At 70.9% G+C, this 16,867-nt stretch carries 15 protein-coding genes and 1 pseudogene; 15 read left to right on the top strand and 1 reads right to left on the bottom strand.

The window, feature by feature from the left end; all coding sequences use genetic code 11:
• Nucleotides 1-56 precede the first annotated feature (56 nt).
• From ACIQCZ_RS12960 to ACIQCZ_RS13030, 15 genes and pseudogenes are all read left to right on the top strand, one after another.
• Entirely contained in the window at nucleotides 57-1,166 is a 1,110-nt protein-coding gene (locus ACIQCZ_RS12960) for an NAD(P)H-dependent flavin oxidoreductase (RefSeq protein WP_402281942.1), read from the top strand.
• Nucleotides 1,163-2,713: an acyl-CoA synthetase gene (locus tag ACIQCZ_RS12965; protein WP_402281944.1), complete on the top strand. Its 1,551-nt coding sequence runs from the start codon at nucleotides 1,163-1,165 to the stop codon at nucleotides 2,711-2,713. The genes ACIQCZ_RS12960 and ACIQCZ_RS12965 overlap by 4 nt, the downstream gene beginning before the upstream one ends.
• A gap of 213 nt (nucleotides 2,714-2,926) precedes the next feature.
• The gene (locus ACIQCZ_RS12970; RefSeq protein WP_402281945.1) at nucleotides 2,927-4,000 is read left to right on the top strand and encodes a zinc-binding dehydrogenase; all 1,074 of its coding nucleotides are present in this window, start codon (nucleotides 2,927-2,929) and stop codon (nucleotides 3,998-4,000) included.
• Entirely contained in the window at nucleotides 3,997-4,923 is a 927-nt protein-coding gene (locus ACIQCZ_RS12975; protein ID WP_402281946.1) for an ROK family protein, read from the top strand. The genes ACIQCZ_RS12970 and ACIQCZ_RS12975 overlap by 4 nt, the downstream gene beginning before the upstream one ends.
• 86 nt (nucleotides 4,924-5,009) lie before the next feature.
• Nucleotides 5,010-6,008 (top strand): phosphotransferase family protein, encoded by a 999-nt coding sequence (locus ACIQCZ_RS12980; RefSeq protein ID WP_402281947.1) that lies wholly within the window; start codon nucleotides 5,010-5,012, stop codon nucleotides 6,006-6,008.
• Between the two features lie 444 nt (nucleotides 6,009-6,452).
• On the top strand, nucleotides 6,453-7,025 hold the full coding sequence (locus ACIQCZ_RS12985; protein ID WP_402281949.1) for a hypothetical protein: 573 nt from the start codon (nucleotides 6,453-6,455) through the stop codon (nucleotides 7,023-7,025).
• A gap of 132 nt (nucleotides 7,026-7,157) precedes the next feature.
• Complete coding sequence (locus ACIQCZ_RS12990; protein ID WP_402281950.1) at nucleotides 7,158-8,426, top strand: aspartate aminotransferase family protein; 1,269 nt, start codon at nucleotides 7,158-7,160, stop codon at nucleotides 8,424-8,426.
• Nucleotides 8,423-9,337 carry an inositol monophosphatase family protein gene (locus ACIQCZ_RS12995; protein WP_402281952.1) on the top strand — a complete coding sequence of 305 codons (915 nt, stop codon included), beginning with the start codon at nucleotides 8,423-8,425 and terminating at the stop codon, nucleotides 9,335-9,337. Before ACIQCZ_RS12990 ends, ACIQCZ_RS12995 begins: the two co-directional genes overlap by 4 nt.
• A complete protein-coding gene (locus ACIQCZ_RS13000; protein ID WP_402281953.1) occupies nucleotides 9,325-10,239 on the top strand; it encodes a diiron oxygenase in 915 nt (304 codons plus the stop codon). Before ACIQCZ_RS12995 ends, ACIQCZ_RS13000 begins: the two co-directional genes overlap by 13 nt.
• Nucleotides 10,226-11,089 carry a hypothetical protein gene (locus ACIQCZ_RS13005; RefSeq protein WP_402281955.1) on the top strand — a complete coding sequence of 288 codons (864 nt, stop codon included), beginning with the start codon at nucleotides 10,226-10,228 and terminating at the stop codon, nucleotides 11,087-11,089. Before ACIQCZ_RS13000 ends, ACIQCZ_RS13005 begins: the two co-directional genes overlap by 14 nt.
• Complete coding sequence (locus ACIQCZ_RS13010; protein WP_402281956.1) at nucleotides 11,086-12,105, top strand: NAD(P)H-dependent flavin oxidoreductase; 1,020 nt, start codon at nucleotides 11,086-11,088, stop codon at nucleotides 12,103-12,105. The genes ACIQCZ_RS13005 and ACIQCZ_RS13010 overlap by 4 nt, the downstream gene beginning before the upstream one ends.
• Nucleotides 12,081-12,344 (top strand): acyl carrier protein, encoded by a 264-nt coding sequence (locus ACIQCZ_RS13015; RefSeq protein WP_402281958.1) that lies wholly within the window; start codon nucleotides 12,081-12,083, stop codon nucleotides 12,342-12,344. Before ACIQCZ_RS13010 ends, ACIQCZ_RS13015 begins: the two co-directional genes overlap by 25 nt.
• Before the next feature lie 31 nt (nucleotides 12,345-12,375).
• The gene (locus ACIQCZ_RS13020; RefSeq protein WP_402281959.1) at nucleotides 12,376-12,936 is read left to right on the top strand and encodes an MOSC domain-containing protein; all 561 of its coding nucleotides are present in this window, start codon (nucleotides 12,376-12,378) and stop codon (nucleotides 12,934-12,936) included.
• Nucleotides 12,933-13,964 (top strand): hypothetical protein, encoded by a 1,032-nt coding sequence (locus ACIQCZ_RS13025; protein WP_402281961.1) that lies wholly within the window; start codon nucleotides 12,933-12,935, stop codon nucleotides 13,962-13,964. The genes ACIQCZ_RS13020 and ACIQCZ_RS13025 overlap by 4 nt, the downstream gene beginning before the upstream one ends.
• Before the next feature lie 168 nt (nucleotides 13,965-14,132).
• Nucleotides 14,133-15,510 (top strand): annotated as a pseudogene (locus ACIQCZ_RS13030) (MFS transporter).
• Nucleotides 15,511-15,624: 114 nt separating this feature from the next.
• Here the strand turns inward: ACIQCZ_RS13030 and ACIQCZ_RS13035 are convergent.
• Nucleotides 15,625-16,860 (bottom strand): penicillin acylase family protein, encoded by a 1,236-nt coding sequence (locus ACIQCZ_RS13035; protein ID WP_402281963.1) that lies wholly within the window; start codon nucleotides 16,858-16,860, stop codon nucleotides 15,625-15,627.
• Nucleotides 16,861-16,867: the final 7 nt, after the last annotated feature.

Here is a 16,867-nt window from a genome sequence, read left to right on the forward strand (position 1 = left end):
ACACTGCATCAGAAAATGTCTTCCCTCGAATGTCCGACTGCGGCATCCTGCGGCCCATGGAGACGGAGCTGAGCAAGAAACTGGGAGTCGAGCACGCCATCTTCGGCTTCACGCCGTTCCCCGCCGTGGCCGCGGCCATCAGCCGGGCCGGCGGATTCGGCGTGCTCGGCGCGGTCCGCTACACCGCCCCCGACGACCTGGCCCGCGATCTCGACTGGATGCAGAAGCACGCCGGCGGCAGGCCGTACGGCCTCGACGTCGTCATGCCCGCGAAGAAGGTGGAGGGGGTGACCGAGGCCGATGTCGAGGCGATGATCCCGGCCGGGCACCGCCGGTTCGTCCAGGACACCCTGGCCAAGCACGGCGTACCCGAGCTCGCCGAGGGCGACGAGTCGGGCTGGCGCATCACGGGGTGGATGGAGGAGGTCGCGCGCAACCAGCTCGACGTCGCCTTCGACCACCCCATCAGACTCCTCGCCAACGCCCTCGGATCGCCACCGGCCGATGTCGTGCGGCGCGCCCACGACCAGGGCGTGCTCGTCGCCGCGCTCGCCGGAAGCGCCAAGCACGCCCGCCACCACGCGGACGCGGGCATCGACATCGTCGTCGCCCAGGGATACGAGGCGGGCGGCCACACCGGTGAGATCGCCTCCATGGTCCTGGTGCCGGACGTGGTCGATGCAGTGGGACCGCTCCCCGTCCTGGCCGCCGGCGGTATCGGCAGCGGCGAACAGATCGCCGCCGGACTCGCCCTCGGGGCCCAGGGCGTCTGGCTGGGTTCGCTCTGGCTGACCACGGAGGAGGCCGACCTCCACTCCCGCGCGCTGACGCGCAAGCTTCTCGCCGCTGGCTCCGGTGACACCGTCCGTTCCCGCGCGCTGACCGGCAAGCCCGCACGCCAGCTCCGTACCGAGTGGACGGACGCGTGGGACGATCCGTCGGGTCCGGGCACGCTGCCCATGCCGCTCCAAGGGCTGCTGGTGGCCGAGGCCGTCTCGCGCATCCAGAAGTACGAGACCGGAGCCCTGCTCGGCACCCCCGTCGGCCAGATCGTCGGCAGGATGAACAGCGAACGCAGCGTCCAGGCCGTGTTCGACGACCTGACCCGCGGCTTCGAACGTGCCGTGGACCGGATCAACCTCATCGCCGGACGGAGCGCCTCATGAACCGGCCGCCCAACGGCTTCTGGGCCCAGGCCACCGCCGATCCCGGCCGCACGGTCCTGATCGCGCCCGACGGCGAGAACTGGACGGCGGGCAGGCTGCACGCCGCGGCCAACCGCCTGGTCCACGGACTGCGGGCGGCCGGCCTCCGACGGGGCGACGCCTTCGCGGTCGTCCTGCCCAACGGGGTCGAGTTCTTCACCGCCCACCTCGCCGCCGCCCAGGCCGGCTTCTATCTCGTACCCGTCAACCACCACTTCGTCGGCCCCGAGATCGCCTGGATCGTCTCCGACTCCGGCGCCAAGGTGCTCATCGCCCACGAGCGGTTCGCGCAGGCGGCCGGCGCCGCCGCCGACGAGGCGGGACTCCCGGCGAGCCATCGCTATGCCGTGGGTGGCATCGACGGCTTCCGCCCGTACGCCGAACTGCTCGAAGGCCGGTCCGACGCGCCGCCCGAGGCCCGCACCCTCGGCTGGGTCATGAACTACACCTCGGGCACCACCGGCCGACCGCGCGGCATCCGGCGTCCGCTCTCCGGCAAGCTACCCGAGGAGAGCCATCTCGGTGGATTCCTCGGCATCTTCGGCATCAAACCCTTCGACGACAACGTCCACCTGGTCTGCTCGCCGCTCTACCACACGGCCGTCCTCCAGTTCGCGAGCGCGTCCCTGCACATCGGGCACCCACTGGTCCTGATGGACAAATGGACCCCCGAGGAGATGCTGCGGCTCATCCACACCCACCGCTGCACCCACACACACATGGTCCCGACCCAGTTCCACCGCCTCCTCGCCCTTCCCGACGAGGTGAAGCGGACCTACGACGTGACGGCCATGCGCCACGCCATCCACGGCGCAGCGCCCTGCCCCGACCACGTCAAACGCGCCATGATCGACTGGTGGGGGGGATGCGTCGAGGAGTACTACGCGGCCAGCGAGGGCGGCGGCGCCTTCGCCACCGCCGAGGACTGGCTGAAGAAGCCGGGCACGGTGGGCAGAGCCTGGCCGATCAGTGAGCTGGCCGTCTTCGACGACGACGGCAACCGCCTGCCGCCGGGCGAACTCGGCACCGTCTACATGAAGATGAACACCGGCGGCTTCAGCTACCACAAGGACGAGGCGAAGACGCGGAAGAACCGCATCGGCGACTTCTTCACCGTCGGGGACCTGGGCATCCTCGACGAGGACGGCTACCTCTTCCTCCGCGACCGCAAGATCGACATGATCATCTCCGGTGGTGTCAACATCTACCCCGCCGAGATCGAGGGCGTGCTCCTCAGCCATCCCGCGGTCGCCGACGCCGCCGTCTTCGGCATTCCCCACCCCGACTGGGGCGAGGAGGTCAAAGCGGTGGTCGAACCGGCCGAGGGACACGGGGCGGGGGACACGCTCGCCGCCGAGATCCTGAGTCACTGCGCACACCGGCTCGCCGGGTACAAGCGTCCCAGGAGCATCGACTTCATCGAGGCGATGCCCCGCGACCCCAACGGCAAGCTGTACAAGAGGCGCTTGCGCGACCCGTACTGGGAAGGGCGCAGCCGGGCACTGTGAACCACGGTCCGCCTCCGCGCCGGCCGCGCACGCCCCGGGTGGGCCGCGCCGGACGGGCCGACGTCGTCCGACAGCGACGGGGCCATGGCCCCCAACGGCTCAGAAGCGCTGTTTCTCGGCAGGTACCCCTGCGCTAACGTCGATGGTCGAACACAGCTTCGCCTTGCACGGCGCCGGCAGCGCTCGCTGCCGCACACCGATCGGGAGGTACCTGTGCGCGCACTTGTCTATCTGGGCCCCGGTTCCGTCGAGCTTCAGGAGCGCCCGGCGCCGCGTGTCGGCGCCGATGACGACGTGGTGGTGAAGGTCGTCGGCACCGGGATCTGCGGGACCGACCGCAAGATCCTGCACGGGCGCTTCCCGGCCAGGCCGGGTGTGGTGCTCGGCCACGAGTCGGTCGGCCTCGTCCAGGAGGTGGGTGCCGGGGTGCGGTCGCTCGCCGTCGGGGACCGGGTGGTGGTCAACCCGACGCTGTACTGCGGCTGGTGTCCGCCGTGCGTGCGAGGCGCGACGAACTTCTGCCGCAACAAGACCGGGACGGAAGTCGGCGTGGACCGTGACGGGACGTACGCCGACGGTGTGGTGCTGCCGGAGCGGTTCGTGCAACGCGTTCCGGACGGGATGCCGTTTCGTGGCGCGGTACTCATCGAGCCGCTCGCCTGCGTCCTCAACAACGTCCAGGCGGCCGGTCTGACGGTCGACGACACCGTGGCGGTCCTGGGCGCGGGGCCCATCGGGATGCTCGTCGCCCAGGTCGCCGCCCGCACCGCACGGTGCGTGGTCGTGGCCGAGACGGACGACTACCGGCTGACCGCGGCGCGCGACGCGTTCGAATACGTGGTGGACGTGTCGCGGACGGATCCGGCCGAGGCCCTCGTGAAGGCCTTGGGAGGCGATCGCCCCGGCGTGGTGTTCGACACCACGGGAAGCGGACTGGAGGACGCCCTGCGGCTGATCGACGACGGCGGGCGGGTCGTCCTGATGGGCTTCGACGACAGCTACGACGTGCCGCTGCGCCCCCTCCGCCTGACCAATCGCGGGATCCGGCTGATCGGGGCCGGTGACTTCCGCGGGGACACCTTCCCCGTGGCCGTCGACCTGGCGGGCGGTCTGGGACTGGAACGCCTGGTGACGCACGAGTTCCCGCTGGAGGCGTACGAGGACGCGCTCGGCACGCTCGGCGGGGTCGGCGGAGGCGGCACGGACAGGCGGTACGACGCCATGAAGGTCGTCATCCGGTCCGACACCGGCCCGGCCGGCGCCGACGGCTGGCCGGTGGGCGCGTGAACGGGCCGAGGCTGGGCTCGATCGAGTCCGGCGGGACGAAGTTCGTCTGTCTCGTCGGATCGGCGCCCGACCGGATCGAGGACGAGATCCGCTTTCCCACGGGTGAGCCCGGACCGACGCTGGCCAGGGCGGTCGCCTTCTTCGAGGACGCCTCGGCGAAGGGGCCGTTGGACGCCGTGGGCATCGCGTCGTTCGGCCCCCTCGAACTGCGTCGCTCGCATCCCGGGTACGGACGTCTCACGGCGACGCCGAAGCCCGGGTGGTCCGGAGTGGACGTGGCGGGGACGATCGGGGCGGCGCTCGGCGTGCCGGTCGGCATCGACACCGACGTCAACGGTGCGGCGCTCGGCGAGGGACGCTGGGGCGCCGCGCGTGACCGGGACACCTACGTATATCTGACGGTCGGCACCGGCATCGGCGGTGGCGCGGTGATCGACGGACGTGTCATCAACGGCCTGGTCCACACGGAGATGGGGCATCTGAGCGTCCCCCGGATTCCCGGGGACGACTTCCCGGGGTCGTGCCCCTTCCACGCGGACTGCTGGGAGGGCATGGCGGGCGGCGAGGCGGTCGCCGCCCGCTGGGGACGACCGGCGGAGGAACTGAGCGGCGACGTGCTTCGACGGGCCCTGCGGATGGAGGCCGTCTACCTCGCCGCCGGGCTGCGCGACATCATCTACACCACCGCGCCCGAACGCATCGTGATCGGGGGCGGGATGGCCGTGCTTCCCGGCCTGTTCCCTCTGCTGCGGGCGGAACTCGCCCGGACACTGGCCGGTTATCCGGGGCTGCCGGAGCACGCCGCCGACGACTTCGTCGTCCCCGCGGCACTCGGCCGGCTCGCCGGACCGGCCGGAGGACTGGTACTGGCCGAGCGGGCCGCCGAGGAAGCGCGGCGTGGGGCACGCGACACGACCGCGTGATCCTCCCGGAGGGCCGGGGCACAAAAGTCCCGCCGTTGGAGGCAGGGACCGCGTGAGCGGGGCCACGAACGGGAAGGCTGGCCGGCATGACGACCGGTGATCACGACGGCCTCGACACCCGGACCCGTGCGTGGCTGATGGAACGGGCGCTGCCCGGCCTCGACCTGTCGGCCGTGAGCCCGCTGCCGGGCGGATTCACCAACGACATGCGTCTGGTGACGACGCGCCAGGGGGAGCGGTACGTCCTGCGCCGATACCGCTCCAGCGGGACGCGGATGCGCCGGAACACCTGTGCCGTGGAGACGGCCGTACTGGAGCGGGCGGCGCCGACGGTCCCGGTGGTCCACGTGGTCGCGTCCGATCCGCACGGGGACGCCACGGGCAGGCCCACGCTGGTCTACCGCTTCGTCCACGGTGTCCCCCTCGGCCAGGTGCTCGCCGGGAATCCGGCCGCGGCCGAGGCGGCCGGGCTCGGTGTCGCGGTGGGTGCGGTCCTCGCAGGCATCGCAGCGGTCCGGCTTCCCCGGCCGGGCCCCTTCCACGATGTCAGCCTCGTGCCGGCCGAGGGTGATGGGGAGGCCGCCGACCTGCCCGGTTTCGTCGAGCGTTGCCTGGCCACCGGCAACGGCGATGCCTTGACGCCCGACGAGACCGACGCGTTGCGCGGGCTCGCCGCGAGGACCGGTCACCGGGTCGCGGACGTGAGCGGGCACAGCCGGCTGGTCCACTGCGATTTCAACCCCAAGAACCTGCTGGTCTCGCGGCAGGGCGGCCGATGGGACGTGGCGGCCGTGCTGGACTGGGAGCAGGCGTTCAGCGGCTCGCCCCTCTACGACGTCGGCAACATGCTGCGCTTCGCCCATCTGTATCCGCCCTCCTTCGTGGACGGATTCGTGTCCGGCTACCGTGACGCCGGCGGTCCCCTGCCGCGCGACTGGCGTGAACTCAGCCGAACCCTGGACCTGTTCACCCTCGCGGACATTCTCACCGCGCCGCCCGACGCCGAATGCCTCGCCGGAGCACGGACGGTGCTGCTCCGCCACCTGGCACACGAACAGGGACCGGCGTCGGACCGTACCCGCTGAGTTCCACGCTTCCGGGCTCGGAGCGCCGGGCTCGGAACACAGGACCCGGAACACGGGGCTCGAAGAACGCGTGGCTCCCAGAAGGTGCCCGTACGCGTTGCGTGGAACCCGCGGCCGCCGCGGGAATGCGGAACACCCGCACACGGAAACACCGGACAGGGAACACCCCACGCGCGCCACCGGACGCCGTCCACAGTTTTCTCACACGTCTCTCCCGAATCGCTTTCCGTCTCCAGTCGCATCGCGGCTTTCTCCGGGGCGAAAGTGCCTTCCCCATATGCCTGAGTAATTCGTTCGGTGAGAATGCGAAGATCGTGAAATGAATCCTTTGATGTTCTTGGCCGATATCCACTCCCCGGCAGGCTGATTCGTTCTGGTCAGTGGAAAGTTGGGCCGTTAAGCTGCCATGAGTCGAAAGATCCTTGAACAAGGGAGAATTTCGCAGTGGAGAACACGAGGCCGGAAAGCGTCCTGCAATCCACTTCCGGGGAAGGGGTTTCGGGAGGATCCGACGGGAACCTGACGCCGACACCGACGGTCAGGTGCAACGGAACCCCGCCCACTCCCGAGCAGAAGGAGGGGCCCTTCTACAAGCCCGACACCCCGCACAAGCCCGACTTCAGGGGCGATGTGGAGGGCGGCACGCCGCTTCTGCTCCACGGCGGCATCGTCACCCCCGAGGGCAAGCCCATCGGCGGCGCACTCCTCGACTTCTGGCAGGTCGGGGACGAAGGCGTCTACGACGAGGAGGGGTTCCGGCTCCGGGGCCACCTGTTCGCCGACGGCGACGGGAACTGGAGACTGGAGACGGTGCTGCCCGCCGTGTACCCGGGCCGTACGCGCCACGTGCACGTCAAGGTGCAGCCGCCGGGCGGCGAGGTGCTGACCACGATGCTGTACTTCCCCGACGAACGGCGCAATCATCTGGACAAGTATTTCCGGCCGGAGTGTCTGATGGATGTCCATCGGACCGAGGACGGCTGGGACGCAGCGTTCACCTTCGTGCTGGACATCTGAGATTCCAGCACCGGGATTTCCCGGTCCCCAAGGGAAGTCCTGATGGGCGGTGGCCGTTCCGATCGGAACGGCCCCGTCGAAGGGTACTTGCCGGGCACGTCGAAATACCACGTCGTGAGCATCAGGAGACACATGGTCGACTTGACGCACGCCCAAGAGCTGATCTACTACCCGGTCAGCGACTATCTGATGGATCACGGAGAAGGGATCCATCTGTACGACGCGGACGGGAACCAATACATCGACTGCGCGTCCGGCACCTTCAATCTCAGCCTCGGCTACAGCCATCCCGAAGTGGTCAAGGCGATGCGCGACCAGATCGAGCGACTGGTGCACGCGACATCGACATTCCAGACCAAGCCGGTCAACGACCTGGTGCGACGTCTGGTCGAGATCACGCCCGACAACCTCACCAAGGTGCACCTCAAGGTCTCGGGCGGATCCACCGCCAACGAGGGCGCGGTCAAGATGGCCCAGATCAGTACCGGGCGGCGCGATGTCATCACCCTCTTCCGCAGCCATCACGGCCAGACGATGATGACGACCACCATGTCGGGCGAATCCTTTCGCAAGGCGCCCTTTCCGCATCTGATGCCGGGCGTGCTGCAGGTCCCTGACCCCTACTGCCTGCGCTGTTTCTACCGGCAGACCCCCGACACCTGCGGGCTGCTCTGCGTCGAGCGGATCAACGACTTCCTCGACCACGCCAGTTCGGGCAGTGTCGCCTGCATCGTCGTGGAACCCGTCTCGGGCAGCGGCGGCAACATCGTGCCGCCCGAGGGATACCTCGCCGCGCTGCGCACCCTCTGCGACGAGCGGGGCATCGCGCTGATCTTCGACGAGATACAGACGGGCATCGGCCGCGTCGGCCGGATGTTCGCCGCCGAGCACTACGGCGTGCGTCCCGACATCCTGACCACCGGCAAGGGGCTGGGCGGCTCCGGAGCCCAGGTCGCCGCCATCGTCGCCGACGAGCGGATGTCCGGACTCAGCAGCGACCACCACTCGTTCACCTACGGCGGCAACATCCTGGCGGCGGCCGCCGCCGCGACGACCCTCGACGTCATCGGCCGCCCCGGCTTCCTGGAGAACGTCCGAGAGGTGGGCGCCCACATCATGGAACGGCTGCGGGGGCTTGCCGCGGTTCATCCGTCCATCGTGGACGTGCGCGGGCTCGGACTGATGATCGGCATCGAGATCGGCGACGAGGACGGACGTCCCCACAGCGAGCGGGCCCAGACCCTGGCCCGGCGCGGGATGGAACACGGCCTGATCCTGCGGACCTCCCGTTACGGCCGCGGCAACGTCATCAAGATCCGGCCGCCGCTCGTCATCACCCGGGCCGAAGCCGACCTGCTCTGCGACCGGCTGGACGCACTCTTCGCCACGGAGGCGGCATGAAGGACTACGTCGTACGGCTCGCCTCATCGGTGCGCGACGCGGTACTGGCCGCGCAGAACCGGCTCGACAGCCGGCTGGTACGAGGACATTCACCCGGTGGCGACGCGCAGTTCGGCCTCGACGACGTGGCGGAGGCCGCCGTCTGGAAGCACGTCGTCGACGGCGGCGTGCCGGTCGCCGTCTACTCCGAGGACCGGGGACTGCAATTCCACGGCAGCGCGCCCGAGTACCTGCTCGTCGTCGACCCCATCGACGGCACCAGGCCCGCCGTCGCCGGACTCGAATCGGCCACCGTCTCCGTGGCCGTCGCCCGGATGTCCGAGCGCCCCCGCATCGCGGACGTGGAACACGCGCTGCTGATGGAGATGAGGACAGGGGCCTACCTCTACGGGGAGCGCGGCGCGGACGGGGTGAGTGCCCACGGCTACGACCACCCCGTACCGTCCCTGACCACGACGACCGACCTCTCCCGGATGTTCTGGTCCCTCGAATTCAACGGCCATCCCGCAGGGTTGATGACCGACGCCTACGGCCACCTCATCGACCGCTCCGCGAACACCGGGGGCGTGTTCGTCTTCAACAGTGCCACGTACTCCATCTCCCGGCTGCTCACCGGCCAGCTCGACGCCTACGTCGACATCGGCAACCGGCTGCTGCGGGACGACCCCGGCCTCCTCCCCGAGTTCGAGCGGGTCGGCAACGGACGTGTGCTCCACCTGTTCCCCTACGACATCGCGGCGGCCGTCTTCCTCGCCGAGAAGGCCGGCGCCGTCATCACCGACGGCTACGGCGAACCGCTCGGCGACACCGCGCTCACCGACCTGAGCGTCGGCAACCAGCGCTCCTGCGTGGCCGCTTCCACCCCGGAGCTCCACAAGGCGCTGCTGGAGGGCATCCGATGGAGGGCCTGACCCGACAGGAACCCGCAGCGCGCCCGCCCGCCCCCGACGGCACCGCCGAGTTCCGTGCGCTGCTGGAACGGCTCTCCGACAAGGCGACGGCGGACTACTACAACCCGTACACCACATTCGACTGGCCCGAGTCGATTCCCACCGACGGCTTCTGGATGTCCCCGGAACTGCTGACGGTCCACGGCACCGAGACGATGGAGGCCCTCACCGCGCGGCAACTGCACGCCCTCAGCCGCTGGGAGAGCGTCCACTTCTACAGCCTGAACGTGCACGGCATCAGGGAACTGCTCATCGAGGTCATGCGGCGGATCCACACACCCGGCTTCGAGACCCCCTCGGAGTTCTTCCACCATTTCGTCGGCGAGGAGAACGACCACATGTGGTTCTTCGCCACGTTCTGCCTCAAGTACGCCGACAAGATCTACCCCGACAAGAAACTCAGACTGCCCGAAACCCCGCAGGACGCGGCGATCGAGAACTTCCTGGTCTTCGTCCGCATCCTGGTCTTCGAGCAGATAGTCGACCACTACAACGTCCGGATCGCGGCCGACGAACGGCTGCACCCCACCATCCGCCACCTCAACCGCCTCCACCACCAGGACGAATCCCGCCACATCGCCTTCGGACGACGGCTGGTGCAGTTGCTGTGGGACCGGCTCGTGGCGAGCGGCATCGACGAACGGACCCGGCGCGAGACCGGCAGCTACGTCGGCCGCTACATCACCACGAGCATGGAGTCGTTCTACAACCCGGCCGTGTACCGCGACGCGGGGATCGCGGACGGGTACGCGCTCCGGCAGCGGCTGCTCGCGCACCCCGCCCGGCAGGCCGCGCATGCCCGGGTGCTGCACAAGACCACCGACTTCCTCTCCCGGATCGGAGTGCTCGATGCCGGGAACTGACGCCGCGTCCCGCACCGGCCACTGGACCGTACGCGACGGACTCGCCTCCTTGGGGGAGCCGGCGACCGTACTGCTGCGCGCCCTGGACGACGTATTCACCCACTGGGGAACCCGCGCGGGAGCCGTGCGGATGACCTTCCCGCCACTGCTCGCCGCCGACGACCTGCGCACCCTCGACTACTTCCGCAACTTCCCGCACCTGGGCAGCCCTGTCTCCCGTATCCGGCCCGACCGCCTCGACGCCCACAGCCGGGGGACCGCCGACGGCCCCGTGCCCGCGCACGACCTCGCCGACGCGGGCCACCTGCTGCCCTCCGCCGCCTGCTACGGCTGCTTCCTGCACTTCTCCGGAATCGCGACGGAAGGCCCCCTGCGTGTGAGCACGGCCGCACAGTGCTTCCGCCACGAAGACCACCACGACGGACTGCGCAGGCTGTGGGGCTTCACCATGCGGGAGATCATCTGCATCGGATCCGCCGAGCAGGTTCGCGACCACCTCGAACACCACCATGCGCGGCTGGCCGGCTTCGCCGCCGGTCTCGGCCTCTCCCTCTCCCGGCAGCCGGCGACCGATCCCTTCTTCGAGAAGGACGGCGCGCGCAACGTCATGCAACTGCTCGCGCCGGTCAAGGACGAGTACCTGTACACCGACGGCACCGCCGTGGCCTCCATGAACAACCACCGCAACTTCTTCGGAGAACGCCGCTCCATCAGCCACGCCGACAAGCCCGCGTTCACCGGCTGCGTCGCGTTCGGGCTGGAACGCTGGGTGCACGTGCTGAACGAACACTTCGAGGGCGACCTCCGCGCCGCGACCGCGGCTGTCCGCAGGGCCGGCGAGGAGGAGTGAACCAGCTCACGTCCGCCCTCGGCCTCGACCTGCCGCTGCTCCAGGCGGGTATGGGAGGCATCGCGGGACCCGAGCTGTGCGCCGCGGTCTCCGGGGCAGGGGCCGGGGGAGCCCTGGCGCTCTACAAGGAACCTCCGCAACGGGTACGGGAACTGGTGCGTGCCGTCGTCGCCTCGACCTCCCGCCCCTTCGGCGTGAACGTCATCCCCGAGGTGACGGGCCCGGCCGGCTGCCGGGCCCAGCTCCGCGCCGCCCTGGACGAACTGCCCCCGAACGCCTTCGTGACCAGCTTCGGCCTGCCGGACACCGACACCGCACACGACGTCGTACGCGCGGGCCGCGTCCTGGTGATCCAGGTCGGTACGCTCCACGACGCGGACGCGGCCCTCCGGCTGGGTGCGGGTGTCCTCGTCCTCCAGGGCACCGAGGCTGGCGGGCACCTTCTCGGCGAACTGCCCGCGGCGCGCCTGCTGCATGAGACGCGCGCCCGGCACCCCGACGCCGTGCTGGCGGTGGCGGGCGGCGTCGCGACCGGTTCCGACCTGACACGGGTCCTGGGGCAGGGCGCCGACGGGGCCATGGCCGGAACCCTCTTCGTTCCCGCGGCGGAGTCCGCCGCCCACCCGTACTACAAACAGCGCGTGGTCGACGCGTCGGCGGACGACACCGTGGTCACCACGCGCTTCGACATCGGCTGGCCCGCCCGGCCGCACCGCGTACTACGGAACTCCCTGACGGGGAAGGCGCCCCGACACCCGGCGACCTTCATCGCGACGACCCGAGCGGGGGGCCGCCGGTGGCCCGTTCCCCGGTACAGCGCGGCGGTCCCGGTGGCGGAGACGGTGGGCCGGATCGAGGAGATGGCCATGTACTGCGGCCGGTCCTGTGCCCGGGTCGCCGGGCAGCACCCGGCCGCCGTCCTCGTCGAAGGATTCCGCCGTCCCCATGAGGCGGCCGGCCGAACCCACGTCACATCCACGGAAGGTGGGCCATGGAAGAAGCACTCAAGCCGGTGACCGCATGGCTGCTGGCCAGGAACCCGGAGGCCGGGGAGATCCCGGCCGATCTCGACCTGATCGAGAACCGGCTCATCGACTCCCTCGGTTTCATGGAGTTCATCCTGCTGCTGGAAGACCTCGTCGGCCGCGAACTCCCTCTGCAGGAACTGGATGTGGACCGCTTCCGCTCGCTTCGGGCCATCCACGACAACTTCCTCTCCCCGCAGGCCACGAGTGTGGCGAAGCATGGCTCGTAGCGCGGCGGGGCCGACCGGGGGAGCCCGGATCATGGCGTACGGACGGGTCGTCTCCGTGCATCTGGCCGCCGTGGCCGGTGCACCGACCTACTCCGTCGCGCGGGCCCGCGCCGTCGCGGGACGCGGTCTGGAGGGCGACCGCAACTACTGGGCGGGGGACGGGCCGCGCCCCGGGCGTCGCGGTGTCGGCCGTGCCTCCGGCGTCTGCGACGTCACCCTGATCGAGCTCGAAGCCCTGGAGGCCCTGGCCCGGGAAACCGGCATCGAGCTGTCCCCCGCGCAGTGCAGGCGCAACGTCGTGTGCCGGGGCATACGGCTCAATCCGCTGGTGGGTACGGAATTCCGGGTCGGCGGGGTGACGCTTCGCGGGCTTCGGCTGAGTGAACCCTGTGCCCGTCTCGAACAGCTGACCCGTCCCGGCCTGGTCCGTGGTCTCCTGCACCGGGGCGGGCTGCGCGCCGAAGTCGTCCATGGCGGCCCGATCCACGTCGGGGACCCGGTGGGCCACGAACGCGACCTCACTGCCCGGCCGCCGGCGAACCCTGCCGTGGCGCCGGGACGACCGCCCCGCACCGAGGAGCGCCGCCCATGACCGGTACCGGTACACCGCCCGGAAACCCCCGTTACTCCGAAGTCCGGGTACGGATACCCGCCGCGAGCCCAGCCGACCTGCGCGACGCCGTCCGCGAGGCCCTGGCAGCCACGCACACCCCACCCGCGCCCCCGGGTCCGGCAACGGCGCAGTGGCAGCGGACCGCCTCCGGGGACTGGGGTCTGGCGGCGGGCGGCCTGCGGGCCGAGCTCAGCGTTTCCTGGGACGGCCCGGAACTGCGCATCGTGGGCGGCGTCGACGCGGTCGGTCCGACGGCGATCGCCCACCTGCTGGCGGACATCGCCCGAAGACTGCCGGGCGGTCCACAGCACCGGACCCGGCACACCCCGCCCAAGTCCTCGGCCGGGCCGGACGGCGGCAACGCCCTGCTTCCCCGCATACCACCACCCGTGCCCACGGTGTCGGCCGTGCACCGTCTCCCGTCCGGTCTGCGCACGCATGAGCTCATGCGCTCTCCCGCCGCGGCAGCCCACCTCGCCCTCCATGTCCTGCTCCGTGCCCCGGACATGGGCCCGCGTGCCGACCTCGCGGTGCTGATCGACCACGACGACGCGGGAGCGGGCACCACCGCGGCCCGGCCGCGGCCACGTCTCGTCGAGGACTCGCTCGACATCGGCCCGTCCGTCACGGCAGCCGAGGCCCCGGCCCGTCGCCGGTCCCTCGACGGCCCCGCGTCGTCCCGCCCGGCGTTCGTGTTCGACTGCACGGGTCGGCCCGCGGTGCCCGACGGCTGGCTCCTCGGATCGTGGACCTGCCTGGCCGCGGACGCCGTCCACTGCTCGTCCAGCGGCGCCGAGGGACGCCACCGACTGCGTGCCGTGGCACCACGGCACCTGGTGCGACAGTCCCGCCTGGATCTGCTCGTCGCCCTGTGGGCCGACACCCTGACCACCCTGGTCGCGCATCCGGACCGCCCTCTCGGCAGCCTCGGCATCCCGGCCGGCGCGGACCCCTGCTTCTCCGTTCGGGGCGCGGACACGTTCCGAAGCGCGTCCGCGCAGTTCTGACGTGCGGTCAGCGACGCGGCGGCTCGAAATCCGGTGGCAAGCGCTCGTCCGATCCACTTATGTTGTGCGCTCGTGACCGATGCCTCTGAGCACCCATCGAGCGGTTCGCCCGCGACCCCCACGCAACCGCACGCGTCCGCGTCCGGACAGTCGGCGACGGCCGATCGCCTGCCGGTGCGGTCCGTTTCCGGCGAGGGACTGTTCTCCGGCACGTACGCCGCCGCCACCACCAGCTTCGCCGCGGTGATGTTCCTGACCGGGTTCGCCGCGCTCGCCGTGGTGCCCACCCTGCCGATGGCCGCGCGGGACCTGGACGGGGTGTCCCTCTTCCCACTGGTGGCAGGGTGCTTCGTGGCCGCGAGCCTGCTGGGCGGAGTGATGGGCGGTCATTGGGCGGACCGTGCCGGGGCGCAACGCCCGTTGGCGGCGGGCACGGCGCTCGCGGTGGTCACCCTGCTCGTCTCGGCCGCCAGCACATCGATCTGGCAACTGGCGGCCGGGCGCTTCCTGGACGGGCTGGCGGGCGGAATGGTCGCCGTGTCGATCAACACGGCCGTCGGACAGGCCTACCCCGACCGCCTGCGCCCACGCGTGCTGGCCCTGATGAGCACCTGTTGGATCATTCCGTCACTGGTCGGCCCACCGCTGGCGGGGCTGGTGGCCGAGTGGTGGTCCTGGCGCGTGGTCTTCTACGGACTTGCCGCCCTGACCGTGCTGCCGACACTGGCCGTGGTGGCCGTGCTGCGAAGCCGTTCCTGGTCGGCCGCGCCCGCGCCGTCGGGAGAGAAGCCGCCACGTCCCGCACTGATGGTCGCGACGGCGGTGAGCCTGGGCGCGGCGTCGGGGCAGTACGGCGTCTCGGGCTGGAGCATGCGCCATCTGCTGTTCGCGGTCGGCGGGCTCGCCCTGATGGTGGTGTTCGCCCCCCCGGCTGCTGCCGCCGGGCACCTGGCGTGCCGCGCGCGGCCTGCCCGCCACGGTGCTGCTGCGCGGCATGAGTTCGGGGGTCTTCTTCACGCTGGAGGCGCTGGTGCCACTGCTGCTCGTCACCGACCGGGGCGTGTCTCCCGTGTCGGTCGGTCTGCTCTTCACGGGGGCAGCCGTGGCCTGGGCCGGCTCTTCCTGGGTGCAGGGCCGCCTGCTGGAGCGCTGTCCCCGCCACCGTCTGGTCGTGATCGGTGCGGTGGTGCTGGCGGCAGCGGTCGTGGTCGCCGTCGTGGGCACGCTGCCCGCGCTGCCCCCGTTCGCCGCCGCGTCGTCCATGGTCGTCGCGGCCGTGGGCATGGGACTGCTGGCGCCCGCCCTCACCCTGCTGTCGCTCTCCCACGCGCCGCCCGGTCGGCAGGGCTCTGCGAGCGGTGCGATGCAGACCAACCAGAACCTGGGCCAGATCACGGTTCTGGGCGTCTCCTCCGGCCTGTTCAACGCCTGTCTGGGCGCCGGCACGACCGATTCCGCCGGCTACGGCGCCGCCTTCGGACTGCTGCTCGGGCCGTGTCTCCTGGCCGCGCTGCTCGCCATCCGTACCCGCGCCGACGGCGCTTGAGCGCACCGTGCCCTGCCGCCCCGTCCCACCGGGCGCCCGCTCCGAGGCGGCCCGCGCCCGGCCCCCGGCCGCCTCGGTGGAGGACAGGGGCCGGACGCACCGCACCGCACCGGACTACCGACGCTCGCTCGCCCGCACCACGCGCAGCACGGGCGAGCGCAGGATGTCCTTCTCGCGGAACCGGGACGTCACCCACCGCTCACCGGAGTACAACTCGGTCTGGTCGCTGTAGTGGGGCGACCTCGGGTTCGAGGACTGGGAGTAGGTGAGCAGGGTGCGTGCCACCGGGCACCCGGTCCCGTTCCAGCCGACCGCCTGGATGTAGCTGGAGCCGGCCGAGACGTCCGCGTAGCCCCCGGCCGCCGCGTCCCACACCGGCTCGGTCTTGTTCCAGACCCCGAGGGATTCCGTACCGCCGCCGAGCGGGATGCGCTTCCCGTTGCGCACGACCGTCTGGTGGCGGCCCAGCGGCGCGTCCAGGGCGATCCCGGCCGCCCGCAGCTCGGCCACCGCGTCGGCCAGTGCCCTGGTGACGCCGGGCGCCGAGGTGTTCAGCGTGTTCGGCGTACCGACCGGATCGGCCAGGGAGAAGGGCACCTTCCACAGCTCGGCCGGTGAGACCGTCGCCGCCCTGCGCCAGAACCGGTCGAAGAGCAGCGCGCCGCGGCTCCCCGTGTCGAGCTTCCGGTCCCAGCGCCGCAGTACGTCGCAGGCCGCCGACACGTCGACGGCCTTGCCGTCGGTGCCCAACGCGCCGCCGCCGGGCAGCGCGGCGCAGGCCCGCGCGAGGTCCGCGGCGCTCAGGTCTCCGGCCGGGGCACGGTTCGCGAACTGCTGTTCCTGCAGATCGGCCACGGTGAGCCGGCCCCTCGCCGCCATCGCCGAAACGTCCTCGATCGCGCCCCGGGTCCGCATCGACCGGGGCGCCGCGATCGATCGGAAGTAGAGGTCGCTGGAGAGGTTCTTCGTTGCGGACGAGAGCGAACCGCCCGGTGCCCCCTGCGGACCGAAGTACCGGGACCGCTCACCGCGCAGGGTTACGGAGCCGTCGGCGAGCGTGCACACCTGGTCCGCCGCCTGGGCCCAGCCGTTGCCGAAGCCCAGGTTCGCGTAGTCCTTCGCCACGACGTGCGGGATGCCGTACTCGGTGTACCGGATCACCGCGGACAGCCCACCGCCCGACGGACGGTGCGTGCGCGAGCCGTCGGCCGGGGCGGGCGGCAGCGAAGCGGACACGGTGAACAGCGCGAGTCCGGATATCGCAAGAAGTCCGAGACGGTTACGGAGGTGCAACGGTCCTCCCAACTGTGCGCGTGAGAAAGGGGGTTGCCCGAGGGTTCGAGTCACCACGCGTCAC

The organism is Streptomyces sp. NPDC093149, from assembly GCF_044754145.1.
GTDB lineage: Bacteria > Actinomycetota > Actinomycetes > Streptomycetales > Streptomycetaceae > Streptomyces.

Coding starts and splice junctions, on each gene's coding strand:
- ACIQCZ_RS13000 (WP_402281953.1), top strand. CDS start 9,325: ATGGAGGGCCTGACCCGACAGGAACCCGCAGCGCGCCCGCCCGCCCCC.
- ACIQCZ_RS13015 (WP_402281958.1), top strand. CDS start 12,081: ATGGAAGAAGCACTCAAGCCGGTGACCGCATGGCTGCTGGCCAGGAAC.
- ACIQCZ_RS13025 (WP_402281961.1), top strand. CDS start 12,933: ATGACCGGTACCGGTACACCGCCCGGAAACCCCCGTTACTCCGAAGTC.
- ACIQCZ_RS12995 (WP_402281952.1), top strand. CDS start 8,423: ATGAAGGACTACGTCGTACGGCTCGCCTCATCGGTGCGCGACGCGGTA.
- ACIQCZ_RS12960 (WP_402281942.1), top strand. CDS start 57: ATGGAGACGGAGCTGAGCAAGAAACTGGGAGTCGAGCACGCCATCTTC.
- ACIQCZ_RS13005 (WP_402281955.1), top strand. CDS start 10,226: ATGCCGGGAACTGACGCCGCGTCCCGCACCGGCCACTGGACCGTACGC.
- ACIQCZ_RS13020 (WP_402281959.1), top strand. CDS start 12,376: ATGGCGTACGGACGGGTCGTCTCCGTGCATCTGGCCGCCGTGGCCGGT.
- ACIQCZ_RS12980 (WP_402281947.1), top strand. CDS start 5,010: ATGACGACCGGTGATCACGACGGCCTCGACACCCGGACCCGTGCGTGG.
- ACIQCZ_RS12965 (WP_402281944.1), top strand. CDS start 1,163: ATGAACCGGCCGCCCAACGGCTTCTGGGCCCAGGCCACCGCCGATCCC.
- ACIQCZ_RS12990 (WP_402281950.1), top strand. CDS start 7,158: ATGGTCGACTTGACGCACGCCCAAGAGCTGATCTACTACCCGGTCAGC.